Source organism: Cellulomonas soli, from assembly GCF_052036975.1.
Lineage (GTDB): Bacteria > Actinomycetota > Actinomycetes > Actinomycetales > Cellulomonadaceae > Cellulomonas > Cellulomonas soli_A.
This window is the reverse complement of record NZ_JBQIAR010000006.1, coordinates 98,400-115,108: the sequence shown is the minus strand read 5'-3', so window position 1 is coordinate 115,108 and position 16,709 is coordinate 98,400. Positions and strand designations below refer to the sequence as shown.

The following is a 16,709-nucleotide window of genomic DNA, read 5'->3' as shown; positions in this document are numbered from 1 at the left end:
TCGGGGGCGCCCGCCCGGCAGGCGCCCCCGACGCGGCTCGCTCAGGAGCCGACGAGCTCGCCCTCGTCCTCCAGCGGTGCCCCGGCCTCGTCGTCGGCCGCGGCGACCTCGTCCGGCGCCGGGGCGCTCAGGCCTCCGGACAGCGCGTACTCCTCCTCGGGAGAGAGCACGAGACGCGAACGGCCCCACAGGGCGAAGGCGGCCAGCGCGACGGCGAAGACCACCCCGATGGCGACGATCGCCGCACGGTAGTCCGGGTTGAGCATCACGGCCACGAAGATCGCCAGGGCCAGCAGGCCGGCGACCACCGCGCCGGGCACACCGACCGGGCTGCGGTAGGGCCGGGCGGCGTCCGGGAACCGGCGGCGCAGCAGCACGAACGAGGCCATCTGCAGCAGGTAGGCGATGACGGCGCCCCACACGGCGATGTTCAGCACGATCGACCCGGCGGAGGCCACCCCGTAGTCCACGAGTACCAGGGCGGCGAACCCGATCGCGGCCCCCACCAGCAACGCCACCCACGGGGTCTTGCGGGCACCGGTCAGCGACAGGGCCGTCGGGTAGTACCCCGCACGGGACAGCGAGTAGATGTTGCGGCCGTAGGCGAACATGATCCCCTGCGTCGAGGCCAGCAGGCCGACGAGCGCGAACGCCGACAGGATCGCCGCGACGTTACCGCTGGGCAGCATGGTCCGGAACCCGTCGAGCAGCGGCTCGCCGGAGCCGGACAGCGCCGCCGAGCCGGTGATCGCCGGGTTGAGCACCACGACCACGGCCGCGGTGACGACGAGTGTGACCATGCCCCAGAAGCCCGCACGGGGGATGTCCTTGGCGGGGGTGTGCGCCTCCTCGGCCGCCAGCGGCAGCTCCTCGATGCCCAGGAACAGCCACATCGCGAACGGCAGCGCGAAGAAGATCGCCCCGAACCCGTGCGGCAGGAAGGTGCTCTGGCCCGGGTCGGGCTCGATGTCGAACAGCGAGCCCAGGTCGAGCGAGGACGAGGTCAGCGCCATCACCGCGAACACCGCGAGCACCGCGATCGAGATCAACGAGACGACGAACGCGAACTTGAACGAGATCTCCGCCCCGGCCGTGTTCAGCGCGAGGAACACGCCGTAGATGATCAGCCACCACGCCCACGCCGGCAGGGACACCCCGAACAGCTCCGAGGTGATCGAGTCGGCGTACTGCCCGGAGAAGTACACGACCACGGCCGTGGTCATCACGTACTCGACCGTCTCGGCCAGGCCCGTCACGAACCCGCCCCACGGGCCCATCGCGGCGCGCGCGAAGGAGTACGCGCCTCCCGTGTGCGGCATGGCGGCCGACATCTCGCCGATCGAGAAGAGCATCCCGAAGTACATGACGACGACCAGGACGGTCGCGACCACGAACCCGCCCCAGCCGGCCTCGCCGATGCCGAGGTTCCACCCGGAGAAGTCGCCCGAGATGACGGCGGCGATGCCGATGCCCCACAGGCCCCAGAACCCGGCCGTGCGAGTCAGGCCCCGCTTGTCGAAGTACGTCTGGTCGGCGGCGGCGTAGGTCACGCCGGCGACGCTCGTGGTCGGTGTCGCGCTCATGATGTCCTCCTCGGGTGCTGGTGCTGGTCCTCGTGCCGGTTCTGGTGCTCGTGCTGCGCGGTGACGTACCCGTACTTGCGCAGGTGGAACCGCATGCGGGTGCCGACGAAGTGCTCGTGCGCGGCCTCGATGGGTCGCCCGCCGGTGCCCGTCGCCGTGCGCTGCACGTGCACCAGCGGCGAACCGACGTCGACGCCCAGGTGCGCGGCCTGCTCGTGGTCGGCGAACGTCAGCTCGAGGCTCTCGTCGCTGTACTCCGGCTCGACGCCGTACACGGTGCGCAAGGTCCGGTAGAGCGAACCGAGGTCCTGCGTGGCCAGGCCAGGGAACAGGTCGGCGGGCAGGTGCGACTCCTCGAGCGAGAGGGGGCGGCCGTCGGCCAGGCGCAGCCGCCACAGGCGGTGCACCGCCGCCCCCTCCGGCAGCTGCAGCAGTCGTCGCTCGCGGGCACCGGCGGTGGTCAGCTCGACGCGCAGCACCCGGGTGTCGACGTGGAACCCCTGGTAGCGGGCGATGTCGGGCAGACCCTCGATCGTGTTGAGGTTCCGTTCGATGCGCCCGTCGGCCACCCGCACGCCGCCGCCGCGGCCGATGGTGCGGCGGACCAGCCCCTCGGCCTCCAACCGGTCCAGTGCCGAGCGCAGCTGCGCGCGCGGCACCCCCAGCTGCTCGGCCAGCGAACGCTCGTCGCCGAGCCGCTCACCCGGCCCCAGCTGCTCGGCGCGCAGCCGGGCACGCAGCCGCACGCACAGGGTGTCGACGGACGCGGCGGTCACGGCCGGTCCGGCACGAGCACGTCGTCGAGCGCATCGGCGAAGGCGGCCAGGAACCAGTCGACGTCGTCGTCGGAGAACACCAGGGGCGGGCGCAGCTTGAGCACGTTGCCGCCCGCACCGCACACCGAGGTCAGCACCCGGCGGTCGCGCAGGGCCTCGACCAGGTCGAGAGCCACCTGCGTGCTGGGCGCCATCGACACCCGGTCGGTGACCACGTCGACGCCGATGTACAGCCCGACGCCGCGCACGTCGCCGATCAGCGGGTGGTCGGCGGTGAGGGTGCGCAGCTCGGCCAGGAACCGGGCGCCGGTGCGCGCGGCCCGCTCCTGCAGGCCCTCCTCGGCGATCACCGCGAGCACGGCCTGCGCCGCCGCGATCGACACCGGGTTGCCGCCGAACGTGTTGAAGTACGGGATCGACTCGCCGAACGCGGCCAGCACCCCGGAACGGGCCGCCATGGCCGCGACGGGGATGCCGTTGCCCATCGGCTTGCCGGTGGTCACCAGGTCGGGCACCACACCGTGCCGGGCGAACCCCCAGAACTCGCTCCCGGTGCGCCCGAAGCCGGGCTGCACCTCGTCGGCGACGAACACCCCGCCGGCCCGGCGCACCACCTCGACCGCGGGTGCCAGGTAGCCCACGGGGTCGGGGAACACGCCGTCGGAGGAGAAGATCGAGTCGGCGACGAACGCCGCGACCTGCACGCCGTGCCGCTCCAGGTCGGCGACCGCCTCGGCCATGCGCGCCGCGAACCAGGCTCCCGGCTCGTCCGTGCCGGTGCGCAGCGGGTCCGGCACCGGCACCGTGCGCACGTCCAGCCCCAGCCGCTGCGCGGTCCCCAGCGCGGGCGACAGCTGCGAGGTCAGCGCGGAGTTCCCGTGGTACGCCTCGGCGCTGACGATCACCCCTGTGCCGCCGGTGGCCGCCTGGGCGACCCGCACGGCCAGGTCGTTGGCCTCCGACCCGGTGCACAGGAACATCACCTGGTCGACCTCGTCCGGCATCGTGGCCAGCAGGTCCTCGGAGTACTGCACGACACGGTCGTGCAGGTACCGGGTGTGCGTGTTCAGCGCTGCGGCCTGCTCGGCGATCGCGGCCACGACCCGCGGGTGGCAGTGCCCCACCGAGGCCACGTTGTTGTACACGTCGAGGTACTGCAGGCCGTCGGCGTCGTACAGGTGCGCGCCCTCGCCGCGCACCAGGTGCACGGGCCGCCGGTAGAACAGCCGGTACGAGGGGCCGAGCACACGCTCGCGGCGGCGGACCAGCTGTGCGGTCGGCCAGGGCAGCTCACCGCCGGCGTCGGAGCGGAAGCTGTTGGTGTCCATGATCGTCGAACGGGTCGCCACGGGGAGTCCTCCGCGAGGTGGTGGGTGGTGCGCGGGCGTGATCGCCCGGTCCGCGTCGGTCGGCCGCCCGGCCCTCGCTCGTGGATGACGCCCATCGTTCTCCGCGGGCGCACCGGGCGTCCCGGGTGCGCGTAAGAACTGTGTTACCGGTGGCGGCCTGGTGTTAATGGCCGGTCACGCGCGTGCGGGTCTGTGACGTGCACGTGAAATCTGCGGCCGAGCCCTTCTGCCGGACCGGCCGGGGCGCGCACGATGGTTCTGCCCGCCCGGCCTCGCCCCGACCCTCGAGGGGCCCCCGATGACCGATCAGCTGCTGTCCCCGCCCGTGACCTCGACCGTGCCAGCGCCTGCGTCGCTGGCCGCGTTCGACGCGCTCGCCCAAGGTGCGCCCGCCCCGCGCTGGCTGCGCGACGGCATCGTCGACGCCTGGCTGTTCGACCCCACCACCACCCAGGTCACGCTCATCACCGTCTCGGAGAACGCCACGTTCCTGGTCCGCCAGGCCGGGACGCCCGTCGCGGTCACCCGGGTGGCGCGCCCCGGGTACATGGGCGACCCGGCCGCGTTCGAGTCCGAGCTCGCGTGGGTCGAGGCCCTGGCCACCCACGGCACGGCCGACGTGCCCGCCGGGCTGCGCAGCGTCGAGGGCCGCTTCGCCGTCGAGGTGCTCGACGAGGTGGGGCACCGCTGGACGTGCGTGTCGTTCGGCTTCGTGCCCGGCAGCATCCTGGAGGACATCGCCGACCCGGTGCCGTACTACGCGCAGATCGGTCGCACCACGGCCGAGCTGCACGAGCACGCCATGGCCTGGGTACCGCCCGTCGGCTTCCGTCGGCACTCCTGGGAGCTGACCGACATGGTCGGCCCGACGTGCCGGTGGGGACGCTGGCAGGACGCCGACCTGGACGCCGGGGCCCTGCGGCTGCTCGGACGGGCGCAGACCGCCGCGCTCGAGGTCCTCGTCGACGCCCCGCGTACCCCCGACCAGTGGGGGCTGATCCACGCCGACCTGCGGCCCTCGAACATCATGATCGACGGCGACGTGCTCACGGTCATCGACTTCGACGACTGCGGCTACGGCTGGTTCGCCTACGACTTCGCCGCCGCCCTGACGTTCATGGAGCACGTGCCCTACGCCGACGCGATGGCCAAGGAGTGGCTGTCCGGCTACTCGCAGGTGCGGCCGCTGGACGTGCTCGACGAGCAGCGGGCGTGCGCGCTGTCCATGATCCGACGGCTGCAGATGCTCGGCTGGACCACGACCCACCGCCAGGACGCCCTGCCGCCGCAGCTGTGGGCGGCCCAGCGGGAGGGCACGCTCGAGGTGGCCGAGAAGTACCTGCACCGGCCGACGTGGCTGGTCGGCTGACACCGGCGGCCGTCCTGCTCGACCTGGACGGCACGCTGATCGACTCCGAACCGGCCTGGTCGCAGGCCGTGGGTGACACCGCGCGTGCGTACGGGCTGCCGTGGTCACCCGCGGACGACCTGGCCGTGGTCGGGTGGTCGATCCCCGCGCTGTGCGTCGAGCTGCGGCGCCGCGGTGTCCCGCTCGACGACGCCGAGCTGGCCGACCGCCTGCACGCGCACGTGGGCCGCACGCTGCGCCGCGAGCTGCGCTGGCAGCCCGGGGCCCGCGCGCTGCTGGTGGCACTGCAGTCGGCCGGTGTGCCGTGCGCGTGGGTCACCGCCACGCACGGCGGGCTGGCCCGCGCGCTGGCCGGCTGCGCGCCGGCCGGCACGGTGCGGGTCGTCGTCGCCGGTGACGACGTGCTGCGGGCGAAGCCCGCACCCGACGGCTACCTGCAGGCCGCGGCGTGCCTGGGTGTCGACCCCGCGGCGTGCGTGGCCGTCGAGGACTCACCCACGGGTGTGCGGGCCGCACTGGCCTGCGGGGCACGCACGTACCAGATCGACCCGGCGCAGAGCGTGCCCGACGACCTCGCCGAGCACCCGCGCCTGCGCCGGCTGCCCGGGCTCGATGCCCTCGCGCACGAGCTCGGCCTGGTGGACCGACCTGGCCCGGCCGGCGGTCCGGCCGGTGGGTCCGCGCCCGCGATCACGGCTCGAACCGGTAGCCGATCCCCGGTTCGGTGACCAGGTGCCGGGGCCGCGCGGGTTCCGGCTCGAGCTTGCGGCGCAACTGGGCCAGGTACACGCGCAGGTAGTTCGTCTCCTGCTCGTACCCGGGCCCCCACACCTCGCGCAGCAGGTCGCGCTGCGTGACGAGCTTGCCGGGGTGTCGCACGAGCACCTCGAGCACGTGCCACTCGGTGGGCGTCAACCGCACGGGTACCCCGTCACGCTCGACCCGGCGGGCGGCCAGGTCGACCGTGAACGACGGGGTCGTCACCACGGGGGCGTCCGGCTCGTGCGTCGAGCGGCGCAGGGCGGCACGCACCCGGGCGAGCAGCTCGTCCATGCCGAACGGCTTGGTCACGTAGTCGTCGGCACCGGCGTCGAGCGCATCCACCTTGGCCGACTGCGAGTCGCGTGCCGACAGGACGATGATCGGCACGTCGGACCAGCCACGCAGGCCGTGCACGACGTCCACACCGTCCATGTCGGGCAGGCCCAGGTCGAGGATGACCAGGTCGTGCGGGGTCGACGCGGCCTGGTGCAGCGCGCCGGCACCGTCCACGGCGAGGTCGACGTCGATGTGCCGGGCGCGCAGGTTGATCGACAGCGCCCGGCCCAGCACGGGGTCGTCGTCGACGACGAGGATCCTGGTCATGGTGCCTGCACCCCCACGGGCTCCACGGGCAGCCGCACGGTCATGGTCAGACCGCCCCCGGGCGTCTGCGAGGGGGTCAGCCGGGCGTCCATCGCGTCGCAGAACCCTCGGGCGATGGCCAGCCCCAGCCCGGTGTGACCCCCGACGCCCTTGTCGTCGAGCCGCTGGAACGGCACGAACAGGTTGTCCCACTTCTCGCGGGGCACCCCGGGCCCGTGGTCACGCACCTGCAGGTCGACGTGGTCGCCGACGAGCCGCGCCCGGACCTCCACGGGTACGTCCTGCGGGGTGTGCCGCCGGGCGTTGTCGACGAGGTTCGCCACGACACGGTCGAGCAGTCCCGCGTCGGCGCGCACGAGCGGCAACGAGTCGGACAGGTCGAGGTCGACCTGCCCGACGGGGACGTGCAGCAGGGTGCGGGCGACGACCTCGTCGAGCGCGACCGGGGCGAGGAGCGCGCTGACCGCACCGGCCTCGATCCGGCTGATGTCGAGCAGGTTGGCGATGATGTCGGTCAGGTGGTCGGTGGACTCCTCGATCGACTCCAGCAGCGCCGAGCGCTCGTCGGGCGAGAACTCCACGTCGTCCTGCCGCAGGCTCGACACGGCGGCCTTGAGCCCGGCCAGCGGCGTGCGCAGGTCGTGGCCGACGGCGGCGAGCAGCGCAGCCCTCATCCGGTCCGTCTCCGCGAGCTCCACGGCGTGCGCCGCCAGTCGCTGCCCTTCCCACGCGCGCCCGGCCGCGGCGGCCAGACGCTGCAGCAGCCCGCGGTCCTCCGCGAACAGCACCGGCCCGTGGGCGACCAGCTCGAGCTCGTCGCCGGCCTTGAGCCGCGCGGCGGGGCCCTCCGGGACGGCGTCCGCGGCGGGAGCCTCGGGCAGCGCACCGACCGAGGCGACGACCTCGTCGGCGCGTCCCGGCCGCGAGCGGACCAGGGCGACCGCGGTCATGGAGAACGCGCGGCGCACCTCGTCCAGCACCTCGGCCGGTTGCAGGTCGCCGGGGGCGCGGGCGGACACGTCCGCGAGCACGCGGGCCTCGAGCGCGGTGCGGCCCGCGGTGGCGCGTTCCCGGGCCGCCAGCTCGACGGTGACGCTCACGATGAGCGAGACGGCCAGGAACACCACGAGCTCGAGGACGGCGTCGCGGCTCTCGATCGCCAGCGTGTGCCGGGGCGGGATGAGGAACCAGTTGGCCGTCAACGCCGAGGCGAGTGCCGCCAGCACGCCCGGGCCGATGCCGCCCACCGAGGCCACCACCACCACGAGCAGCACGTAGAGCAGCAGGTCGCTGCCCAACGAGAGCTCGCTGCTGCCGCCCGCGACGGCGGTGAGCACCGGCAGCGCGACCAGCAGCACCACGACCGCGGACACGCGGCGGGTCCGCGACAGGCGTGTCAGCCGGGGTGCCGCCGACATCGGGGTGTACCCCGCCATGCTGGTCATGCGCCCAGCCTGGCACGTGCGCGAACGGTCACCGGTTCGCGACGACCGGTGCACCCATCGGCAGGTCGTCCTGCGCGGCCACGCGCCCCTCGGGGTCGAAGCCGGCCTGCCACGGCACCGAGGTCACCATCACGCCCGGCATGAAGTGCAGCCGCGCCTTGAGGCGCAGCGCGCTCTGGTTGTGCAGCAGCTGCTCCCACCAACGGTCGACGACGTACTCGGGCAGGAACACCGCGACGACGTCGCGCGGGCTGTCGCGGCGGATCGAGGCGATGTGCTCGAGCACCGGGCGGGTGATGTCGCGGTAGGGGGAGTCGAGCACCGTCAGCGGCACGGGCACGTCGCGCGCCGTCCAGTCCGCGACGAGCCGGTCGCTCTCCTCCGGGTTGGTGCGCACCGTCAGCGCGCGCAGGCTCGACGGCCGGGTCGCGCGGGCGAACGCCAGCGCGCGCAGGGCGGGCCGGCTGATCCGCGAGACGAGGACCACGGCGTGCACCCGGCTGGGCAGGGGCACCCCCTCCGGACCGGGCGCGACCTCGGCGTCGGCACGCGCGTAGTGCTTGCGCACCCCCTGCATGGCCACGTACAGCACGGGCATCGCGATGACCACGAGGTACGCACCGTGCGTGAACTTGGTGCTGACCACCACGACGAGGACCACCGCGGTCAGCAGCGCGCCGCCGCCGTTGATCACCCGCGCCCGTCGGATGCGGGCGTGCGCGGAGCGTGGTGCGGTGCGCAGCTCGGCGGACCAGTGCCGCACCATGCCCGCCTGGCTGAGCGTGAACGAGACGAACACGCCGAGGATGTACAGCTGGATCAGCCGGTTCGGGTCCGCCCGGAAGGCGACCAGCAGCACCACGGCCGCCGTGGCGAGGATCAGGATGCCGTTGCTGAACACCAGCCGGTCGCCGCGGCGGGCCATCTGCCGGGGCAGGTAGCCGTCCTGCCCGAGGATCGAGGCGAGCACCGGGAACCCGTTGAACGCGGTGTTGGCGGCCAGCACGAGGATCAGCGCGGTGAACGCCTGCACCACGTAGAAGCCGACGCTGTTCGTGCCGAACACCGCCCCGGCGATCTGCGCGATCACCGTGCGCTGCTGGTACCCCTCGGGTGCCCCGATGAGCCGCTCGACCTCGTCGGAGACGTGCACCCCGGAGATGAGGGCCAGGGCGGTGAGCCCGACGAACATCGTCACCGTGAGCACGGCCATGATGCCCAGCGTGCTGGCCGCGTTGCGGCTCTTGGGCGGCCGGAAGTTGGGCACCCCGTTGCTGACGGCCTCCACACCGGTCAGGGCCGTGCACCCCGAGGCGAAGGCGCGCAGGCCGATCGCCACCAGCGCCAGCACCCCGGCGTGCTCACCGACCGGGGCGATCGACAGGTGCGCGGACTCGGCGACGGGTGCCGCGCCCACGGCGGTCCGTGCCAGCCCGACGGCGATCATCGCGAACACCGCGACCACGAACCCGTACGTCGGCACCGCGAACGCCGCACCCGACTCCCGCACACCGCGCAGGTTCGCCAGGGTCATCAGCGCGACGAGCCCGACGGAGATCGAGACCGCGTGCGGGGCCAGCGCCGGGAACGCCGAGACGACGTTCGAGACCCCGGAGGCGATCGAGACCGCCACGGTCAGCACGTAGTCGACCAGGAGCGCCGCGGCGGCCACCAGCGCGGCCCGCTGGCCGAGGTTCGCCCGGCTGACCGCGTACGCCCCGCCGCCGCCCGGATAGGCGTAGCAGGTCTGCCGGTAGGAGACCACGACCACGATCAGCAGCACCACCACGGCGGCCGCGACGGGCACCGTCAGGTGCAGCAGCGCCACCCCGCCGAGCGAGAGCATCAGCAGGATCTCCTGCGTGGCGTACGCGTTCGACGAGAGCGGGTCGGAGCAGAACACGGGCAGGGCGAGACGCTTGGGCAGCAGCGTGTCGTCGAGCCGGTCGCTGCGCAGCGGCCGCCCGACGAGCAGCCGCTTGGGCAGGCTGGCGATCTGGGTCACCTCGCCAGTGAACGGCGGACGCGCGGCCCCGGCGCACGATCCTGACGCGTTCTTGACGCGGACCCCTCAGGTCTTGACGTCCGACCGCGTGACCGGCCTCACAGCCAGCCGCGTCGCCGGAACACCGCCCACAACGTGCCGCAGACCACACCCATGAGCACCAGCGCGAACGGGTAGCCCCACGCCCAGCCCAGCTCGGGCATCTGCTGGAAGTTCATGCCGTAGATCGTCCCGACGAGCGTGGGTGCGAACAGGATGGCCGCCCACGCGGAGATCTTCTTGACCTCCTCGTTCTGGGCGTAGCTGGCCAGCGTCAGGGCGCGCATCTCCTCGTTCTGCCGCTGCGCGACCAGGGTGGCGTTGACGGCGAGGATGTCGCGCAGTGACTGCCGGGCACCCTCGACCCGCTCGTTGACGTGCGTGACGTGGTCGGCGACGTCACGCAGGTAGCGCTGCAGCTCCAGGTCGACGCCGTACTTGTCGAACCCGGCGGTGAGCCCGGCCAGGATCGCCGCCAGGGGGCTGCCGGCCCGCTGGAACTCCACGACCTCCTGCGACAGCTCGTAGATGCGCCGGGAGACCTCCGGGTCGCCGCGGAACACCTCCGACTCGATCTCGTCGATGTCGTTCTCCAGGCCGGCGACCACGGGTGCGTAGCCGTCGACGACCGCGTCCAGGATCGCGTAGAGCACGGCCTCGGTGCCGCGGGCCAGCAGCTCGGGGTCCCGCTCGAGCCGCCGACGCACGCTGGACAGGTCGGGGGACTGGCTGTGCCGCACGGTCACCACGAAGTCCTGCCCGAGGAACACGTGCAGCTCGCCGAACCCGACCTCCTCGGCCGCGTCGTCGTAGGTGGCGGCCCGCAGCACGACGAACAGGGTGTCGCCGTACCGCTCGAGCTTGGGTCGCTGGTGCGCCTGGATCGCGTCCTCGACGGCCAGCTCGTGCAGCCCGAACTCGGCCGCCAGCGAGGCCAGCTCGCTCGCGTCGGGCCGGTACAGCCCGATCCAGGCCATCCCGTCCTCGTGCTCGCGCAGCGAGCGGTAGGTCTGCACGAGCGTTTCGGGCGAGGCGACGCGGCATCCGCGCTCGTAGACGGCGCTGTCGACGACCCCGTGCCGTGCGGGAGGCCCGACGGCGGGGTCCGGGGCGGGTACGGCGGGTGCGGTGGGCGGCAAGCCCTGACGGCGGCCCGCGGCCAGGGGCAGGGGACGCAGGGCACGCAGCGGACGGTGACGGCGGACGGGCATGGCACGCTCCAGCGGGAGGGCACCGCGCACGCAGGCCGCGCGGCAGACCGGGGCGGGGCGAGCGGCGGCCGTCGAGGACGGTGGGCTCGGAGCCTCAGGTGCGGCGCGTGCGGGCGCGCGGTGCGGGGCAGGCGGCTGCCCGGGGACGCGACACGGTGCGCGACCCGACCGGGCAGGTGGGGCGGGGGAGGTGAACCGGCGAGCGGCCGGTCAGCCTGCGCGATGAGGAGGTTCGCTGCGCATGGGCGGCGTCACCTCCTGCGGGTCCCGCCGCGGGTGCGGCGTGCTGCTCCGGGTGCGGTCCGTCTCAGACCGCCGGGGACAGGGTAGACCCTGCCGAGCCGTCCGCGGGTGCTGGTGCTGGTGCCGGTGCGCGGCAGTAGCTGTTGAGGTAGTCCACGACCGCGTCGAGCACCGTCGCACGCAGGTCGGCGTCGATCGCCGACGAGGTGAACGAGGCCAGCTGGAGCACCGGGCCGGTCATCAGCGCGAGCACGGTCAGCAGGTGGTCGCGTCGCGTGTGCAGGTCGTACGCGGGCCCCGCGGCGTCGGCCACCGACCGCAGCCGGACCGTGTTCGTCTCGGCCAGTCGCAGACGCACCCGTTCGTCCTGCGCTGCACCCTGCAGGGCGACCGACACGTTGCGTGATCGCGGGTCCACCAGGTGCGCGCGCTGCACGTCGAAGCTGGCGGCCATGCGTTCGCGCAGCGTGTCGCCCGTCGTCACGAACTCCGGCGGGCGGTGCCGGGAGTGCAGGTCGAGCAGGAGGTCCACCGTCGTGGGCCAGTGCCGGTACACGGTCGCGCGGGCCAGGCCGGCCCGGGCGGCGACGTTCTGGTGCGTCAGGGCGGTCATCCCGTACGCGTCGAGCAGCTCGTCGGCCGCGGACAGGGCGGCCTCGCGGGTGCGGGTCAGACGAGGGTCCATCGGGGCACGGGTCCTTGGTGCGCGCCGGCCGACGCCGGACGGCGGTGATCGCGGTGGCTCGTGGGCGAGGTCGCGTACGAGACAGTCTGTCGCAGACTGGCCTCGAACGTACCGCCGCCGCCGGGCGAGGCACCAGGATGAGAAGACCGCCGCGGCCCCGCGCCGCCCACGCCGATCAGTGGGCGTGCAGGTGCCCCGGTGCGTCGCCCGCCTGATCCCTGGCCTGCTCGGTCGAGGCGGTCACGGCCACCAGGGCCGCCACCAGCGTCGTCAGCGGGATCGCCAGCACCAGGCCGATCGACCCGGCCAGCGTGCGCACCACCTCCTCGGCGAACGGCCCGCTCGTGATCGTCTGGCCGAACGGTTGCCCGTAGACCTCCAGGAGCAGCAGCACTGGCAGGGACGCCCCCGTGTACGCGAACGCGATGGTGTACACCGTCGAGGCGATGTGGTCCCGGCCGATGCTCATGCCCTGCGTGAACAGCCGCCGCCACCCGGCCGACGGGTCCGCCGCCCGCAGCTCCCACACCGCGGACGCCTGCGTGATCGTCACGTCGTTGAGCACCCCCAGCCCGGCGAGCACCACACCGCACAGGAACACCCCCCGCAGGATCTGCGGACCGTCGGTGCCCAGGATCTGGGCGAGCCGGTACGCGTCCTCCGTGGTCACCGGGTCCAGCCGCGCCACGTGCGCCCCGAACGCCCCGAGCGCGGCCACCATGCCGAGCCCGGCGAGGGTCCCCACCAGTGCGGTGGTGGTCCGCAACGAGACACCGTGCGTCAGGTAGAGCACCACCAGCACGATCACCGACGCCCCGCACAGCGCCAGCGCGGCCGCGTTCTCACCGGCCACCAACCCGGGCAGCACGTAGACCGCGAGCACCCCGAACGCGAACCCCAGCCCGATCAGCGCGCGCACACCCCGCGCCCCGGCCACCAGGACGGTGACCAGGGCGAAGGCCAGAGCGAACGCCCCCAAGGGGATCGCCCGCGCGAAGTCGTGCCACGCCCAGATCGCCGGTGCGCCGTCCTCCTCCGGGTAGAACTGCAGGACGATGCCCGTGCCGACCGGCACGTCCCGGGGTGTCAGGCCGGCCGTGGCGAACACCTCGGCGGTCTGGCCCGCACGGGGACCGCTGGTCACCGTCGCGGTCACCCGCAGGCAGTCGACCTGCGCGGGGACGGTGCCGTCGGGCAGCACGTCCTCGATCGAGCCGTCGCACCGCTGCATCGTCGTCGCGGTCACCCGCGCCTGGTCGAGCTCGACCACCACGTCCGTCAGCTGGCGGCGGCTCGCGTCGTCGACCTCTCCCGGCCAGGTGAGCACCATGCCGATCACGGCCGCCACCGCGACGGGCACCACCACGGCCAGCAGCACCGTCCAGGCGCGACGAGGCCCCGGGGTGGGCCGGGCACGCCGTGTCTCGCTCATGCGCAGATCCTGCCCTGCGCCGCGCGCCCTGCCATGCGCGGCACGCGCCAGAGGTGTTGGCTGGGGGCGTGGGCACACCATGAGCAGTGGTCCGGGGGGCGCCGCCGGCGAGGAGGTCGAGATGGTCCCGTCCGTGGTCGTCGGGTACGACGCGTCAGAGCAGTCCGCCGCGGCCGTGCGCTGGGCCGCCCGCGAGGCCGCACGCACCAGCAGCCCGCTGCTCGTCGTGCACGTGTGGGGTTTCGCCCACCAGCGCACCGGGGGCGCGGGGACCTCGTGGCTGGGCGCGCAGGTCGTCGCCGGGGTCCAGGCGGTCGCCGACGAGGGCGTCGCGGTGGCCCTCGAGGCCGCGCCGGAGGTGCACGCGCGAGGGTTCGTCGGCCACGGCCCGCCCGCCCAGGTGATGGTGGACCACTCCCGTGACGCCCGGCTCGTCGTGCTGGGTCGGCACGGCACGGGTTGGGTGAGCGAGGCCGTCATCGGCTCGGTGGCAGCCGGGGTCGTGCAGCACGCGTTCTGCCCGGTCGTGGTCGTCCCGCCGGGCGAGGCCACGGCGCACGGCGTGGTCGCCGTCGGGGTCGACGGCTCCGCGGGTGCCGACCTGGCGCTGGATCTGGCGGCCGAGCACGCGCTCGCGCGGGGGGCAGGTCTGCGGGTCCTGACGGCCTGGACCTCCGTCCCCGTGACGTCGACCATGAGCTACTGGGTCGTCGCCTACCCCGACTCGACGCCCGACCAGCTGGCGCTCGCGCACGCCGAGCAGGTGCAGGAGGTCGCCCGTGCCCGGCTGGCCCGGACCGCCCCCGGCCTGGAGGCGTCCTGGGAGATCACGGAGGGTCGCGCGGCCGACGTCCTGGTCGCCGCGTCCAGGTCGGCCGACCTGGTGGTCGCCGGTGCGCGAGGTCGCGGTGGACTGGCAGGCCTGCTGCTCGGCTCGGTGAGTCGTGGCGTGGTGCGGCACAGTGCCTGCCCCGTGCTGATTACCCGGCAGAGGACCTGATCCCGCCTCGCTCCTGCCCGTCGCACCGGCGCACACGCACGAGCGCCCCTGATCACCTCCGTGAGGAGGTGCCCAGGGGCGCTCGTGGTGCTGCGGGACCGACTCAGAAGTGCATCGGCGTGAGGGCCACGTAGTCCTCGACCGTGCCGTCCGCCAGGCACGTCTCGATGATCTGGCGACCCAGCGGGTCCAGGTCGTCGGTGAGGAACTTGCTCAGCTCGGACTTGAAGAACGAGGTGAGGATCTCCGCGCCGGCGTCGTACGCCTCGAGGCCGACCTGCGACTGGTTCTCCGGCTGCAGGATCGTCGGACGGATCTGCTGGCCGTCGATCTTCACCTCACGCGGGCGGTACCCGAACAGCGCGCAGCGCGCCGGTGTCAGGTGGTCGGCGCTGATCTTGCCGCCACCACGACGGGCCAGGTACTCCCGGGTGATCCACTCGGCCGCGAAGTCGACCTTGTACGCGCCGATGTGCTGGTTGGGCGTCAGCACGTAGCGCACCCGGTCGGCGTCGAGGATCTGCTTGAGCAGCAGGTTCGCCGCGGCGACCTTCGTGCCCGTGGCGAAGGGCCAGTACGAGCCGACACCCTCGGCGACCATGCCGCCGTGCTTGAGCGTGGAGGTCGTGGCCTTCGACTCGCCGATCGAGGGGTTCTTGTCGCCGCGCGGGGCGATCAGGCGCCACATCCACGCCAGCGACGGCGGGACGACCTGCATCATGCCCATGATCCCGTAGGTGGGCTTCTCGCTGGTGCAGGCGGGCATGCGGACACCGAAGGTGCGCACGTCGACGGCCTTGGGCTCGTCGATGACACCCTTGACGAACCGGCGGGGGATGACCACGCGCGGGTTCGGGCAACGCTTGCCGTTCGAGTCGAGCGTGTGCTCCCACGGAAGGGCCGTCGCGTCGGGAGTGCCGTCGATGCTGAAGAACACCAGCGGCTCCTGCGGGTGGATGACCGCGCGCTCGAACGCCGGGTCCTCGCCGTAGGACTGCATGTTGTCGACGCGCACGAACCAGCCGGCCTCGGCGTCGGCGACCACGAGCGAACCGTCGCCGCGCTGCACCGACGGGTGGCACAGGGTCATGTCGTCGGTCACCGGCGCGAGCGTGCTCGTCTCGCCGAGGGTCAGGTGGTACGGCTCGGCGGTCACGACGTTGGTGCCGAACAGGATGCGGCCGTCGTCCTCGCGTCGGATCTCCTGGCACATCTCGGACTTGCCGCCGCCCGAGGCGCCCTCGTGCATGATCACGGTCTCGTTCTCGTACGGCGTGGTCACCCGCACCGACGAGGCGTGCGCGGTGATCCAGCCCTCGTGCTCGCCGATGTCGAGCAGCACCGAGAAGACGCCCTTCTTGGCGCTGGGACCCGGGTACAGGTTGTACGCGAAGATCTCGTGCAGCGTGTCCGTGCGGTCGTGCACCACGACCTGGCGGCCCTCGAAGTGCGTGTGCCGGAACGGCGGGGCCACGTACAGGATCGAGCGGGGCGTGAACGGCCCGATCTCGTCGAACGTCACCCAGCCCTGCAGGTCGACCAGGGCGAGCGCGAAGAACGCGGCGTTCGCCGGGATGATCGCCAGCGACGGGTACCCGAAGCGCGGGCCGCCGGCCTTGAACGGCACGACGACGAGCTCCTGCTGCGCCAGCCAGTCGAGCGTCTCCTGCTTGACGGAGGCGAACTCGGAGCCGAAGACGTCGCGGTAGCGCGGCTTGTCGGTCGGCAGGTCGTCGGCGATGCGCATGCAGTCGGGGTCGCGCCGCCGCATGTAGTCCTCGGGGTAGTTGACCGCGGCGCCGTTGCTGCAGCGGGTGACCGTGGCCTCCGTGAACGGCGAGCCGTTGACGTCGTAGTCGACGGAGAAGACCGGTCCGCCGGCGGGGCCGAGCGTCAGCTCGTACAGCTCAGCGCGCGAAGACGGGACGATGACGGTCTTGCAGGCGTCGAGGGCGGCACGCACCTCGGGGGGCAGGGCTACGTCGGCCAGCGACGGACACGCGACAACGCTCACGGTGTGGGCTCCTTCGTCGGAGGATGACCGGGCGGGGGTTCAGCTGCGGGAGGGCAGCGGGAGCCCGACCGGCCATGAGCGCCGTCCGAAGGTCGACCGGTCGGCGGACGGCCGACGCTCACTTGGCCAGGACTTTAGGACCGTATAGGACGGCCCGGGTGGGACCTTTGGGCTTGTCCAGCATGTGTCCGCC

The 16,709-nt window shown here is 73.1% G+C and carries 13 protein-coding genes; 3 read left to right on the top strand and 10 right to left on the bottom strand.

Annotated features, from left to right (window positions below):
- Positions 1 to 41: 41 nt before the first annotated feature.
- From ACTHAM_RS08450 to ACTHAM_RS08440, 3 genes are read right to left on the bottom strand one after another with little or no spacing between them, the layout of a single operon-like run.
- Entirely contained in the window at positions 42 to 1,583 is a 1,542-nt protein-coding gene (locus ACTHAM_RS08450) for an amino acid permease (protein WP_440686323.1), read from the bottom strand.
- Positions 1,580 to 2,359 carry a GntR family transcriptional regulator gene (locus tag ACTHAM_RS08445; protein WP_440686321.1) on the bottom strand — a complete coding sequence of 260 codons (780 nt, stop codon included), beginning with the start codon at positions 2,357 to 2,359 and terminating at the stop codon, positions 1,580 to 1,582. The genes ACTHAM_RS08450 and ACTHAM_RS08445 overlap by 4 nt, the downstream gene beginning before the upstream one ends.
- Positions 2,356 to 3,708 (bottom strand): aspartate aminotransferase family protein, encoded by a 1,353-nt coding sequence (locus ACTHAM_RS08440; protein WP_440686319.1) that lies wholly within the window; start codon positions 3,706 to 3,708, stop codon positions 2,356 to 2,358. Before ACTHAM_RS08440 ends, ACTHAM_RS08445 begins: the two co-directional genes overlap by 4 nt.
- 298 nt (positions 3,709 to 4,006) lie before the next feature.
- Between ACTHAM_RS08440 and ACTHAM_RS08435 the strand changes: the two genes are divergently transcribed.
- A complete protein-coding gene (locus ACTHAM_RS08435; protein WP_440686317.1) occupies positions 4,007 to 5,077 on the top strand; it encodes a phosphotransferase enzyme family protein in 1,071 nt (356 codons plus the stop codon).
- Positions 5,062 to 5,805 carry an HAD family hydrolase gene (locus ACTHAM_RS08430; RefSeq protein WP_440686315.1) on the top strand — a complete coding sequence of 248 codons (744 nt, stop codon included), beginning with the start codon at positions 5,062 to 5,064 and terminating at the stop codon, positions 5,803 to 5,805. Before ACTHAM_RS08435 ends, ACTHAM_RS08430 begins: the two co-directional genes overlap by 16 nt.
- Here the strand turns inward: ACTHAM_RS08430 and ACTHAM_RS08425 are convergent.
- The 6 genes from ACTHAM_RS08425 to ACTHAM_RS08400 form a co-directional block, all read right to left on the bottom strand.
- Positions 5,768 to 6,442 (bottom strand): response regulator, encoded by a 675-nt coding sequence (locus tag ACTHAM_RS08425; protein ID WP_440686313.1) that lies wholly within the window; start codon positions 6,440 to 6,442, stop codon positions 5,768 to 5,770. The genes ACTHAM_RS08430 and ACTHAM_RS08425 overlap by 38 nt on opposite strands.
- Positions 6,439 to 7,887 carry a sensor histidine kinase gene (locus ACTHAM_RS08420; protein ID WP_440686311.1) on the bottom strand — a complete coding sequence of 483 codons (1,449 nt, stop codon included), beginning with the start codon at positions 7,885 to 7,887 and terminating at the stop codon, positions 6,439 to 6,441. Before ACTHAM_RS08420 ends, ACTHAM_RS08425 begins: the two co-directional genes overlap by 4 nt.
- A 28-nt stretch (positions 7,888 to 7,915) precedes the next feature.
- Positions 7,916 to 9,892, bottom strand: coding sequence for an APC family permease (locus ACTHAM_RS08415; RefSeq protein WP_440686309.1), 1,977 nt, complete (start codon positions 9,890 to 9,892; stop codon positions 7,916 to 7,918).
- 98 nt (positions 9,893 to 9,990) lie between these two features.
- Positions 9,991 to 11,142, bottom strand: a complete 1,152-nt coding sequence (gene corA / locus ACTHAM_RS08410; protein ID WP_440686307.1) for a magnesium/cobalt transporter CorA — start codon at positions 11,140 to 11,142, stop codon at positions 9,991 to 9,993.
- 307 nt (positions 11,143 to 11,449) lie between these two features.
- Entirely contained in the window at positions 11,450 to 12,070 is a 621-nt protein-coding gene (locus ACTHAM_RS08405; protein WP_440686305.1) for a TetR/AcrR family transcriptional regulator, read from the bottom strand.
- Positions 12,071 to 12,245: 175 nt separating this feature from the next.
- The gene (locus ACTHAM_RS08400) at positions 12,246 to 13,502 is read right to left on the bottom strand and encodes a YibE/F family protein (RefSeq protein WP_440686303.1); all 1,257 of its coding nucleotides are present in this window, start codon (positions 13,500 to 13,502) and stop codon (positions 12,246 to 12,248) included.
- 79 nt (positions 13,503 to 13,581) lie between these two features.
- Here ACTHAM_RS08400 and ACTHAM_RS08395 point away from each other — a divergent pair, with 79 nt between their 5' ends.
- Positions 13,582 to 14,502, top strand: coding sequence for a universal stress protein (locus ACTHAM_RS08395; protein ID WP_440686301.1), 921 nt, complete (start codon positions 13,582 to 13,584; stop codon positions 14,500 to 14,502).
- A 103-nt stretch (positions 14,503 to 14,605) separates the two neighbouring features.
- Here the strand turns inward: ACTHAM_RS08395 and ACTHAM_RS08390 are convergent, their stop codons facing one another.
- Positions 14,606 to 16,516 (bottom strand): DUF4914 family protein, encoded by a 1,911-nt coding sequence (locus ACTHAM_RS08390; RefSeq protein ID WP_440686299.1) that lies wholly within the window; start codon positions 16,514 to 16,516, stop codon positions 14,606 to 14,608.
- Positions 16,517 to 16,709 lie beyond the last annotated feature (193 nt).